The 12,080-nt window shown below is 54.6% G+C and carries 8 protein-coding genes and 1 pseudogene; 1 reads left to right on the top strand and 8 read right to left on the bottom strand.

Going from position 1 to position 12,080, the window contains the following annotated elements:
- Position 1: 1 nt before the first annotated feature.
- From bamA to prfB, 4 genes and pseudogenes are all read right to left on the bottom strand, one after another.
- Positions 2 to 2,449, bottom strand: coding sequence for an outer membrane protein assembly factor BamA (gene bamA, locus FRD01_RS01145; RefSeq protein WP_146956854.1), 2,448 nt, complete (start codon positions 2,447 to 2,449; stop codon positions 2 to 4).
- Positions 2,450 to 2,562: 113 nt separating this feature from the next.
- Positions 2,563 to 3,234: pseudogene (locus FRD01_RS01140) on the bottom strand (ABC transporter ATP-binding protein); the annotation flags it as partial.
- Positions 3,227 to 4,660, bottom strand: coding sequence for an ABC transporter permease (locus tag FRD01_RS01135; protein WP_146956851.1), 1,434 nt, complete (start codon positions 4,658 to 4,660; stop codon positions 3,227 to 3,229). The gene FRD01_RS01135 and the pseudogene FRD01_RS01140, both read right to left, overlap by 8 nt.
- Positions 4,660 to 5,797, bottom strand: a protein-coding gene (gene prfB / locus FRD01_RS01130; RefSeq protein WP_146956849.1) for a peptide chain release factor 2 whose coding sequence is annotated in 2 segments (ribosomal slippage) — positions 4,660 to 5,736 and positions 5,738 to 5,797 — 1,137 coding nt in all. Because the reading frame shifts where the segments join, the coding sequence is not laid out codon by codon here. Before prfB ends, FRD01_RS01135 begins: the two co-directional genes overlap by 1 nt.
- A gap of 165 nt (positions 5,798 to 5,962) precedes the next feature.
- On the opposite strand from prfB, the gene lepB reads away from it, so the two are divergent.
- Positions 5,963 to 6,913 carry a signal peptidase I gene (gene lepB / locus FRD01_RS01125; protein WP_249755903.1) on the top strand — a complete coding sequence of 317 codons (951 nt, stop codon included), beginning with the start codon at positions 5,963 to 5,965 and terminating at the stop codon, positions 6,911 to 6,913.
- Here the strand turns inward: lepB and purF are convergent.
- The 4 genes from purF to FRD01_RS01105 all read right to left on the bottom strand — a co-directional run bounded on the left by purF (position 6,906) and on the right by FRD01_RS01105 (position 11,885).
- Entirely contained in the window at positions 6,906 to 8,306 is a 1,401-nt protein-coding gene (purF, locus tag FRD01_RS01120; RefSeq protein WP_146956845.1) for an amidophosphoribosyltransferase, read from the bottom strand. The two genes, lepB and purF, sit on opposite strands and share 8 nt — an antisense overlap.
- A complete protein-coding gene (locus FRD01_RS01115; protein ID WP_249755902.1) occupies positions 8,299 to 9,240 on the bottom strand; it encodes a tRNA threonylcarbamoyladenosine dehydratase in 942 nt (313 codons plus the stop codon). The genes purF and FRD01_RS01115 overlap by 8 nt, the downstream gene beginning before the upstream one ends.
- A 15-nt stretch (positions 9,241 to 9,255) precedes the next feature.
- Complete coding sequence (locus FRD01_RS01110; RefSeq protein WP_146956843.1) at positions 9,256 to 9,945, bottom strand: hypothetical protein; 690 nt, start codon at positions 9,943 to 9,945, stop codon at positions 9,256 to 9,258.
- Between the two features lie 80 nt (positions 9,946 to 10,025).
- Positions 10,026 to 11,885, bottom strand: coding sequence for an Hsp70 family protein (locus FRD01_RS01105; RefSeq protein ID WP_146956842.1), 1,860 nt, complete (start codon positions 11,883 to 11,885; stop codon positions 10,026 to 10,028).
- Positions 11,886 to 12,080: the final 195 nt, after the last annotated feature.

The raw sequence follows: 12,080 nt of genomic DNA, 5'->3' as shown, positions 1-12,080 counted from the left end.
CTTAAAAAGCGTTTCCGATACTGAAGTCAAAGACCAGCGGCTTCTCATCTCGGAGACGCGCGAGGGGAATACCCCATTCAAATCGGAGTGGTCCAATCGGACTTAGCCATCGGAATCCCAAACCGACTGATGTTCTCAGAACATCCATGTATTCATCTTCGTCGTCGGACAAAAGATCCAACGCAAGTGTTATAGGTTCCCCGTCATCAAAAGCATTCCCGGCGTCTGCAAATACTACGCCTCGGATGCCAATCGCGGTCAAGATCGGGAACTCGATCTCAGCCGTCAGCTGTAAGCGTTTGTTACCGCCGATATTGAACTCGGAGCTCAAGGTTCCGGGGTCACTCGTGTCGCGCGCAACAGTTCTCGTGGGTCCGAGGCTGAAACGATCAAACCCGCGCACAGTGGTCGGTCCTCCAACAAAATAGCGCTGAAAAAGGGGCACGGGCTTGGTTGGGTCGGTACTCTGGACGTAACCAGCCTCCACGTTTAGGCGGAGGACAAACTCCCAGAAGAGCGGGAAATACCAGCGAGAGTCCATGTCGTATTTAATGAACTCCACTTCGCTCAGCGTGAAGTTATCATCAGCCCACTCCACTCGAGCGCTCGAAAACGTCCCGTTTTTAGGGAACATGCGATCATCGCGTGAGTCGTACGAGAGACCGAATTGCAACGAACTCGTCAAACCACCCCGAAAGAGGTTGCCCACACGCTGCGCGTTTCGTCCTGTCCGCCCTCCCGGCCTCAAATCCACGTCCTCGAGCTTGTAGGTGAGATTGGCTCGCAGCTCGTCGGTAATCGGATAACCAAAAGAGAGGTTACCTCCGCGAGACCTACGAGCGAAATCTTGGAATAGGTAGTCGAAGTTGTAGAGTTCGAAGGCAAACGACCAGTTGGAATCAAGGAAGTACGGCTCAGCGAACTGGATGTTGAAGAGCGTTCTAATGCTTGAGATCTGCGCCTGGAAAGCCAGGGTCTGTCCTCGACCAAAAAGGTTGTTCTGCGAGACCTGAGCGTTCAAAATGAAACTCTCAAGGCTCGAAAATCCTGCGCCGACTTGGAAAGTACCCGTTGGACGTTCTGCGACCACGACTTCAAGATCGATTGTGTCACTACGCTCTACCCGCTTGGTATTGAGCTCTACTCGCTCAAAATAACCCAGACGCGTCACAAGACTCTTGCTCGTCTCAATCTTGGATTGAGAGAACAACTCACCCTCTTCAATCGCGAGCTCGCGGCGAATTACTTTGTCCCGAGTCTTGGTGTTACCTACGACTTCAATGCGGCCGATATAGACCTTCTCTCCACGCTGAATATCGTAGGAAACGTTGACTTTGCGCGTGTCCTCCAGAACCTGAGTCAAAGGATTGATGTTCACGTACGCATAGCCGGCATCCATGTATTCACGGCGCAATCCCTCCATATCCGACCTAAGTCGCGTGTAGCTGAAAATCTCATCTTCACCGAGCTTCACGTTCTCCAAAAGCTCTTCTTTGTCCTTGATGAAGTCTCCTTGAATATCAACCGTCCCCACGCCAAATTGCGGGCCTTCTTCAACGGCTATGGTGATAAACAAATGCTTCTTATCGCGCGATAGCCTTACGACTGGGCGTTTGACTTTCACTTGAACGTAGCCTTTGTCGTAATAAAACGCCGTAATTCGCTGCAGGTCCTGCTGGAAGTCCGTCTCTTTGAACGAGCCAAAACTCGTCAAGAACGAGCCCCAATCTCCCTCGCGGGTCATCATCACGCTCTTGAGTTCTTCATCAGAGAGCGCCTCATTTCCAAGGAATGAAATTTTCCGGACTTCGATCTTCGCGAATTCAGTGACCTTAAAGACTACATTGGCGAGTTCTGGAATCTCAGGGTCGATGACGATTTCATAGTCGACCTCGGCCAAGAAGAAACCCTTCTCAGCATAGAGTTCCCTGAGCTTTTCGGCATTGGCTTTGACAACGCTCACATCGAGGATGGAGTTCGGCTCGATGTTGATCACCGCGGTCACATCGTCGAGCTCAAGCTCGTTAATCCCTTCGTAGGTGATTTCAGCAACCGCTGGCTTCTCGCTTACGATAAAGGTCACGATAACCTTCGAGTCGGCAGTCTTTGTGCCGTCGACCTTCACGTCATCGAAGAATCCCAGGCGAAACACGCGTTTCAAGTCTTCCGAAATCGTCTGCGCCGAGAGCGGTTGGCCTGCGGTGGTACGCAGCTGCGAAATCACGGCTTGAGTTTCTACACGTCGGTTGCCGTTGACTCGAATCTCATCGATCGTGTCACCAGGTTGTGCCGGACTTCCTTCAGGGAGCGGCTGGTCAGGCTCGAACCGCTTTGGAACCTCCACAGCGGCCTCAGCAGGTTGAAAGCTATCTGACGTCGGCAGACCTGCTTCCTGAGCGCTTGCGACCCAGGGCAAGCAAAAGAGTAGTACCACCAATACAACTTTCACGTGGCCAACTCACTTTGTTCTCGGGAAGTCACGATTGGACGAGTGGGTTTGCGGTGCAACAACGCCTCTGGCACGCGGTCGCCAACTTTAGGGTCCCCGGTCACCATCGGAATAATCTCTCCGTCATCCACCAACAAGCGTACATCCATTTGATTGGCCAACATTGGGTCGTGAGTCACCACAACCACAGTGATTCCCGTGCTCTCATTGAGCTCGCGCAAAAGGCCATGTATCTCACCACCGGTCGTAAGGTCAAGGTTCCCCGTGGGTTCGTCGGCGAGCAAAATTCGGGGCTTCATAAAGAGCGCTCGCGCGATGGCCACACGTTGCTGCTCACCGCCTGATAGTTCACCCGGCTGGTGGTGCAAGCGCTCCTTCAAACCAACCTTTTCCAAAAGCTCCGTAGCGTGGTTCTCGGCCTCGGCGCGCTTCTGTCGGTGAATGAGCCCTGGCATCATCACATTTTCCAACGCCGTGAACTCCGGCAAAAGGTGGTGAAACTGAAACACAAAACCGACATGCTCATTGCGAAACTTCGCGAGGCTCTTTTCAGAACGCTTAAAGATCTCTTCGCCGTTGAACAAGAGCTGCCCAGCCGACGGAGAATCAAGAGTTCCCATAATCTGAAGAAGCGTGCTCTTTCCAGCACCACTTGAGCCCATGATGGCCACGCGGTCGCCGGCTTGAATGGTCAGATCGACACTTCGAAGCACGTTGAGCTCGCGCCCACGATGAAGGAATGTCTTGCTCAGATTTCGCATCTGAATCAACGCATTTTCACTCATTTCGAAGCCCTTCCACCGGATTAAGTTTGGCCGCTTGGATCGACGGATAAATCGTCGCTAAAAAACTGATGAGGATAGCCGCGATCACGACAGACACGATCTCGACGGGGTCGACGTCAACCGGCAGAGTCGAGATGTAGTAGACCTCGGAATTTAGAGGGAACCCGAACTCCGATAGGAAGTAGCAGATTCCCAACCCGAGGCATAAACCGGCAAATGCGCCTACCACTCCGATCACAGTACCTTGAAAAACAAAGGTCCTCATAATCCCCACATTGGGGGCCCCGAGAGCCTTCAGAATCGCGATTTCCCGCCCTTTCTCGATCACGATCATGACGAGCATCGCCACAATGCTAAAACTCGCCACCAAAATGATGAACGTCAGGACTACGAACATGGCGATCTTTTCGAGTTTAAGCGCGTAGAAGAGACTTCGGTTGAGCTCCTGCCAGTCGAGCACCCGCGCTCTATCCGAAACCGCGGCTCTCACACCCTGAGCGATGACATCCGCCCGCTCAACATCCACGGTCTTGATCTCGAGTCCCGTGACCCCATCGATATCTAGAAAGTCCTGGGTGTCTGAGAGCGCTGTATACGCCATATTCGCGTCGTACTCGTACATGCCGCTGTAGAACACACCCACGATCTTAAATGGACGGGAACGAGGCATAGGCCCCATCGGGCCCATTTCCCCATTCGGGGTGACCACATTGACCTCTTGACCAAGTGAAACCTGTAGGCTTCGGGCGAGTTCCTTTCCAATGATCAAACCAGGGAGCTTCGAGGGCTCGGGCTCGTCGAATATTCCAGGCATTTCACCCTCTTCCGACTCAGCCTCGTCGTCGAATATCGAGGGCATAAATCCCTCCTCTCCGTAGCGGTCCTCTTCGGCGGCCTCGATTTCCAACTCAGCTTCATCGCGCTCATTCTGCACTTTCTTGAGCAGGTCATCGAGTTCCTCGCCGCGCTTCTTTCGAAGATCCGCGTCGAGCTCAGAGTCGTCCACAAGGTACTCTATCTTCCCCTCTTCAATGCTCGTCACGAGATTCGAGACCGACGCCACCCTTTTGGTGTCGATCCCACGAAGGAACACACCGCTCAAATTGGTGGGCGATGAAATCATCACCTCTGACTCTATGTAGGGACTAACGCCGACAACCTCGGGCACCTCGCTAGTGATCTTCACGAGAGGCTCCCACTCGCGCAGAACCTCACCATCTACCGGTCGAACGACCGCGTGAGCCTTCGTCCCCAAAATCTTTTCTTTGAGGTCCTTCTTAAAGCCCCCCATCACGCTCAAGACTACGATCAGCGCCGTAACACCGAGGGCTACGCCTAAGACCGAAATCAGGGTGATGATCGAGAGCAAGCTCGCGCTCTTTTTCGCCATCAAGTAGCGCGTGCCTATGAAGCGTTCATAACTCATCAATCAATGTCTTCCACGCCCTCAAGGAGCTCTCCGCTGCCTGCCTTAAGCAGATAGGCTTCCACAAATGGCTCGAGGTGCCCGTCGAGAACCGGCTCAACATTGCCCACGGTGTACCCGGTCCTCAAATCTTTGATCTGCTTATAGGGGTGGAGCACGTAAGAGCGAATCTGAGAACCGAAGGCGACGTCTTTCTGTTCCGCAAAACTTTGTTCTGCAGCAGCCTCACGCGCCTTGAGCTCGCGCTCGTATAGTTTTGCTCGAAGCATCTTAAAGGCTTTGTCGCGGTTCTTATGCTGCGATCTCTCAGCCTGACACTGAACCACCACACCCGTCGGCAAGTGAGTAATCCTCACGGCCGAATCCGTACGGTTGACGTGCTGGCCACCCGCTCCCGACGCGCGGTACGTGTCGATTCGCAAGTCTGCGTTGTTGATCTCGACCTCGATATCGTCGTCGATCTCCGGCACCACTGACACAGCGGCAAAGCTCGTGTGACGCCGCTTATTCGAGTCAAACGGCGAGATGCGAACAAGTCGATGCACACCATCTTCGGCCTTCAGATACCCAAAGGCGAACGGTCCTTCGACTCGAAATTCGGCCATCTTGATGCCCGCTTCTTCTCCGTCCTGATAGTCGGTGACTTCAACCGCCCAACCCTTTTGCTGGCAGTAGCGCAGGTACATCCGATAGAGAATGCTGGCCCAATCTTGGCTCTCTGTGCCACCGGCACCTGGCTTGATCGTGACAATCGCGCTCAACTGGTCGTGCGGACCACTGAGCATTCGAAGCTTTTCCATCTCGTTCAGGGTGTTCTCGACGGCTTTGAGCGCTGTGGCTGCATCGTCGATCAGCCCCTGGTCACCGCCGGATTCTTCCGAAAGTTCAAGGAAGACGCCCGCATCTTCAATACTCTGCTTCAACCCACGCATATTCGTGAGCACTTCGGAGATATCGCCGCGCTCACGCATCAACGTTTGCGCCTTTGCGGCGTCATTCCAAAAACTAGGGTCTTGCGAAATCGCATCCAATTCTTCTAACCGAGCTTCTTTCTGAGCCAGGTCAAAGATGCCTCCCGAGCTCGGCTAATCGCTCGCCAAGCTCTTTGATTTCTTCTTTAATTTCTGCGGGTGTCATCCCTCTACTCCATATGCCCAAAACGCCACTGAATTGGTGGTCCACTCGAAGGCCCGACCTTGTAACCATCAGGGGCATAAACTGTCAATGCGCCGCCCTTATATCCTCCGCACTTGTTTCCCCGCAAAAGTCTGCCTACTCTTGCCAAAGCAATGCAGGACGTCCGTGACTAAAGAAAATTCCGATAGCCGATTTCTCGACGAAACGAGACGTCTCACAAAAGACCTCGATGAGAGACTTGGGCGTGCCAAGCGGGCCCCTGAAGACGGGCGAAAGGCCATAGAGTCGGCGCTCAACGAGCTCAGAAAGAGCCTTCGTGAAGACGAGATTTCAAGCGTTCGGGAGAAACGGCAAAAAGTTGAAAACCTCGCCGAAACGCACCTACTCCCGTACGAAAAAAGTGCGACTCGCGAGTACTTTGAAGCCATCGGCATCGCTATCCTCGCCGCATTATTCTTGCGGGCCTTTGCCATCGAGGCGTTTAAAATCCCGTCCGGCAGCATGAAACCCACGCTCCTAGTCGGCGACCACCTCTTTGTGACGAAGTTCTCGTATGGCATCCGACTTCCGTTCGCCGACAAATATTTGGTCGAGTTTTCGCGACCCGAGCGCGGCGAGATTGTGGTGTTCAACTTCCCGGTGCAAGAGGCCACCAAACACATCCAGATGCAGCCGGCCGCGAAACGCGCCTGCATCGACTCTCGAAGCCTCAAAGAAGAAAAGGACATCATCAAGCGTATTGTCGCCGTCGAAGGCGATACGCTCGAGATTCGCAAAGGGACGCTCGTAGTTAACTCCGAGCCTCTTAAGCGCGTCTTCTTGGCCAAGGAGCCCACCGGAAACTATCTGACACCCTATGAAAACCTCGAACGAGAAAAGCTAGATGAACACACCTATACGGTACGGTTCGTAAGCCCTGTTGAGGAAAACTTCGGGCCCGTCAAAATCGCCCCAGGACATGTGTTCGTAATGGGAGACAACCGCAATCAGTCCCTCGACAGCCGTTGTTGGGGTCAGGTGCCCATTTCTCATATCAAAGGCAGAGCCTTGGTACTTTGGCTCTCGCTTGGAGAAGATGGCGTACGCTGGGAACGTTTTGGAAAGCTTATCAAGTAGAGCGCGATTCCGACTCTAAACTTATCGGGTATTCGCCCGTGAAACACGCGTCGCACATTTGTCCGATCGTGGCTGATGCTGAGCGAAAGAGGCCTTCGCGAGATAGATACGCGAGTGTGTCGGCCGTGATGTAGCGCCGTGTTTCCTCGACGGTGTGCGTGAACGCGATGAGTTGCGAGCGCTCCGGAGTATCGATTCCATAGAAACAAGGATGGGTGGTTGGCGGAGAGGATACTCGAAAATGAATCTCGGCCGCTCCGGCTTCCCTGAGCATCTTAATGATCTTCCGGCACGTTGTACCGCGCACAATCGAGTCATCCACCACGACGATCCGCTTTCCTTCGATCAACGACCGAACCGGCGAGAGTTTGAGTTTCACGCCGAAATGTCGAATGGAATTGGACGGTTCGATGAAAGTCCGCCCGATGTAGTGCGAGCGCACAAGCCCCATTTCGAACGGCAAACCCGATTCTTGCGCATATCCGAGGGCAGCCGGAACACCGCTATCTGGCACGGGGATCACGAGGTCGGCTTTAGCCGGCGCCTCGCGGGCGAGCGTTCGCCCCATCTCCTTGCGCGTTTCATAAACATCCCGACCAAAAATGGTGTTGTCGGGCCGCGCAAAATAGACGAGTTCAAAGATACAAGGCGTAGGTGAGACCACGTCAAAAGGCTTTCTCCAGACACGCCCGCCGTCGGAATTCTTGAGAATAAGCATCTCGCCGGGCTCAATCTCGCGTTCGAGCACCCCACCCATGAGTCCAAAACTAACGGGCTCGCTCGCAATCGCGCTCGACTCGCCCACACGACCAAGCACCAATGGACGAACCCCATTAGGGTCTCGGCACGCGATGAGATGCTCCTCGGTCAAGGCCAACAACGAATAGGCTCCGGTAACCTTTCGAAGAGCATCCACGAGGGCATCAACGATATTCTCGCATTGAGAACGCGCCACGAGGTGAGCAATGACCTCAGTATCCGTCGCAGTACCGAAGATGCTGCCTTCAGACTCAAGCTCTTTTCGGAGCCGTACGGCGTTTGTTAAATTTCCATTATGCGCGAGGGCGAGCCGTCCAAATTTCGTGAAAAACGTCAGCGGCTGAGCGTTCTTAATCCCCGTTCCACCTGTGGTGCTATACCGGACATGGCCGATGGCCACCGGACCAGGAAGAGTTTCTAGAACTTCCTCCGTAAAGCCTTCGGACACCAAGCCTGTGCGCCGCTGCACACACATCCCTTCCGCCGACCACGTCACAATACCCGCACTTTCCTGACCACGATGCTGCAAGGCGTGCAGACCCAGATAGGTCATGTGTGCAGCTTCGTTATGTCCTACGATTCCGAAGACACCGCACTTCTCTTCAATGAGATGCCGGCGTTCTTCGTCAAGCATGGTTTGCCTGGGGCTTCTCGGCTTCTTGGAAGAACTCAGCAGTCAGGTCGCGAACGACCACACTGGCAGCCATCAAACCGAAGGTCCCGGTGATGAAACTCATGGTGCCTTCGATCAGATTGCGAGTCTCACAGCCGTGCAAATTATTGCCTTTGGTAGGGCAAATGCACACGAAGCCCGCTGTACCATCGTAGCTAAGGCCTTGAGGCTCATGACGTGGCTCAACGCTAAACACCGTCTTGATACCGGTACGCTTCGATGTGTCGATATCGTATTTTTCACGCATGATGCGTCGAACCGCCCTCGCCAATGGGTCCGTATGGGTCTTGGAGAGGTCGTCGATTTGAACCTTGGTGGGGTCCATTTTTCCGGCCGCACCCATACAGGAGACCACGGGAATGCCCCGCTCCAGACACGTCTTGAGCAAATGGACTTTCGCGCTGATATTGTCGATGGCATCCACAACATAATCCACATCAGGTCCGAGCAAATCATCGCTCGTCGCTTCGTGGTAGAAGGCTCGGCGGCCAATCACGTGAGTCTCTGGTGCAATCATCGAACAGCGCTCCGCCATGAGGTCGGCCTTCCACTTGCCGTAAGTACCTTTCATCGCGTGAAGCTGCCGGTTGGTGTTGGTGCCGCATACCTTGTCGAAGTCGACCAGTGTAAGCTTGCCAAACCCGGTACGCGCGAGGCTTTCAGCTGTGAAGCTACCTACGCCTCCCAAGCCGAACACAACCACGTGCTTTTGACTCAAACTCTCCATCGCGGGCTCACCGAGCAGCCTACCTGCTCGGTCCCATCGGCGATGCAACTTCCACTCCGACATCGCTCGTGCCGGGAACTCAACGCTGCCCTGATCGTCTTCGCGTGGCGTATCATGCGAACACGATGATGGCTTGATCTCTGGTAACTCGTGAATTTCTGAACTCATCGGTACAACTCCAACTCAGGACTTACCTGGCTTGAAAGACTTTACAAAACTATCAAAGGCTTGCGCGTTTGCATCCACTGTGGCCTTAGGCCCAACCAACTTAAAGAAAAAGAGGCCGACAGAACTCTCAGCGATCGCGCCAAGCATCTTCTGACCTTCCTTTGGAGGACTCGAGCCAGCCATGCCCGGATTGAACGTTCCCTCGGCACTCACGAGGTGCGTCTTCACGGGGCTCTCCAAGGTACTGCGCTCAGCGTTAACCGCCGACCCGTCAGGATTTGAAAACTGGCCAATCCAGCGGGTGATATTTGCATCCACACCGCCACCGCCGCCCACACCAAAATAGAAGATCGTGAGCTCCGCCGGGCCCGCTTCTGCGTTCACGATATATTCGGCGAGTCTCATGGAGCTCGAGGGCTTGCGCGCCTCCCAACCTTCTGGAGCCTCCCAGAGCAATGCTCCAGTTTTGCCAAACTCATCAACGCTATTGAAACTGACAGGAGAACCCGGAAGCGCTGCACCCGCTTGAGGTGCGTTCGTGGGCATTGTCGGATGATTTTGAGGCAAGTCCGTCGCACTTCCCTTGGCGGGAGCAGCACCTTCTGCAGGCGCTGGCGCTTCTACACTCGGAGCCTCAGCGAACTCATCGTTTTTATCACAGGCTGCAAAGACAAGCCCTACCGCAATCAACGCCCAATACTTCATGTTCTCTCCTCCGCCAGACAAAAGGCCAGCGGAGGATTCCAAACCCGTGCCTCGATGTCAAACCCACACGGACGAAATTTCTACATCAAGAGGTCGGATGTGTCGTAATAGTCGGCGTTGGAGTCGCCCAGGATCGAGAGGCGCGCCATTTGGTTCATGCCTGTTCGCAAATCCGTGGCCCGCACGTTGAGCATGCCGTTGGTGTCTACTTCGAACTGAACTTCGATCTGCACATCTTCTCTGGGGCCCGGCGGGATATTCACCAATTCCAGAACGCCGAGCTGGCTGTTCTCTTCGATCCGGCGGCTATTTCCCGAGTAGATCGGCAACACGACGCGGGTCTGATCGTCCCTCGATGTCGAGAAGTGCCGTGCTCTTGCCAGAGGCAATGAACCGTTACGCTCGATGATAATGTCCATCACGCCACCGACCGTGGCGATACCCAAGGCGTGGGGCGTCACGTCGATCAAGAGCGGGGAGCGCGCTGGAGCAGGTGCTTGCGGTGCCGGTTGATAGGCTGGCTGTCTCTGAAAAGCATCCCCGCCGTGGGCATTACCACCGTGGATTTGACCAGGAGTCACAGGAGGCGTTTGCGGCCGATGTTCCCACTGCCCGGTCGCACCCCAGTCGTTCGAGGAAGGAATCTCTGGCGGAGCCTGACGGAGCGGGGGCGGCGAGGACCGATGGATCCCGGTGTCCTCCTCGAACTCGTCGAGCTCCTCGATCCACTCGTCGTCCGACATATGATCCATATGCGAGACGGGCATGGCAGGCGCCATAGGCTCGGGCGCTTCTTCGGTCTCGATCATAGACGCACCGAAAATTGCTGCACCCACGCTGACCACTTCATCGGGATTGATCCCGGCGACCGGTTCGCGGTTGAAGAACTCTCGGACGCGTTGCGCGACCAAGGGCACGCGAGTCGTACCGCCGACCAAAACAAGATGGTCGATCTCGGCACGCTGCATCCCGGCAATCTGAAGCGCCTCTTCACACGTCGTGAGGCTTTGCTCCACGATATCCCCGCAGCGCTTATTAAACGCGTCGCGTGAAAGCGAAAACTCGAGCTCGAGCTCGGTCAGCGTGCCAGGAACCATTTCGCTTACGCGCGCCGTCACTAGATCTTGCTCGCTTAGACGATGCTTAATGTTCTGAGCCACGTTCTTGAGGCGTTGGATAATCACCTCTTCGCCTGACAAATCGTAGCCGTACTGTTTTTCGAACGCTGTGAGCATGGATTGAACGAGGCGATTATCGAAATCGTCGCCCCCAAGATAGCTGTTGCCTGCAGTACTTAAGACTTGGAACACGTTCTGTCGGATCTCGAGCACCGTAATGTCAAAGGTTCCTCCCCCGAAATCGTAGATGGCTACTTTCTCTCGACGATTCTGCCCATGGCCGTAGGCAAGCGCGGCGGCGGTGGGCTCGTTGATTAGACGAAGGACTTCGAGCCCGGCGAGCTCCCCTGCCCGTTTGGTGGCGCGACGCTGACCTTCATCAAAATTCGCCGGTACGGTGATGACGGCCTTGGAAACCGACATTCCGAGGTAGTTTTCCGCGAGCTCTTTGAGATGCAAGAGAACGCGTGCTGAGATTCCTTCCGGAGGGTGAAGCGCCCCGTAGATATTAAGGCGTGGTGCACCATCACCAGACGACACAATCTTGAAAGGGAAAGACCCGATTAGGACGCGAAGGTCTGGACTATCAAATGGACGACCAATCAAGCGCTTTGCGGAGTAGACCGTGTGTGCCGGGTCCTTCATCAAGAAGGGCCGCGCGTCATTGCCAATAACCGTAGAGCCATCCTCGAAGAAGTACACGATAGATGGGTGAATTCGGTTCCCTGCCTCATCCGGAATCACGATTGGCTCGCCCTCCAACATGACCGAAACCACCGAATTGGACGTCCCAAGATCGATTCCAAGTACAATGTCACTCATGACAACTCACTCTCTGCTTTCTGAATTTGCGCTTTTGCGAGATTAGACTCCCCCAGCCAACCTTAAAAGTCCAGATTCAACATCTTCAGAAGAATCTTTCCGCTCACTCGTGTGTTGGAGTGTTGCGGTTGCACACGGCGTCGGCTATGTAGGGCCCTGCCGAAAGCACCAAACGGCGACTTTTGTGAGAGGTTT

It is taken from the genome of Microvenator marinus (assembly GCF_007993755.1).
Taxonomy (GTDB): Bacteria; Myxococcota_A; Bradymonadia; order Bradymonadales; family Bradymonadaceae; genus Allomicrovenator; species Allomicrovenator marinus.
This window is presented reverse-complemented; position numbering and strand designations above follow the sequence as displayed.

Excerpts from the sequence above, each read along its gene's own strand:
- FRD01_RS01135 (WP_146956851.1), bottom strand. The coding sequence starts at position 4,660 with ATGAGTTATGAACGCTTCATAGGCACGCGCTACTTGATGGCGAAAAAG.
- purF (WP_146956845.1), bottom strand. The coding sequence starts at position 8,306 with ATGCTTGACGAAGAACGCCGGCATCTCATTGAAGAGAAGTGCGGTGTC.
- FRD01_RS01115 (WP_249755902.1), bottom strand. The coding sequence starts at position 9,240 with ATGAGTTCAGAAATTCACGAGTTACCAGAGATCAAGCCATCATCGTGT.
- FRD01_RS01110 (WP_146956843.1), bottom strand. The coding sequence starts at position 9,945 with ATGAAGTATTGGGCGTTGATTGCGGTAGGGCTTGTCTTTGCAGCCTGT.
- FRD01_RS01105 (WP_146956842.1), bottom strand. The coding sequence starts at position 11,885 with ATGAGTGACATTGTACTTGGAATCGATCTTGGGACGTCCAATTCGGTG.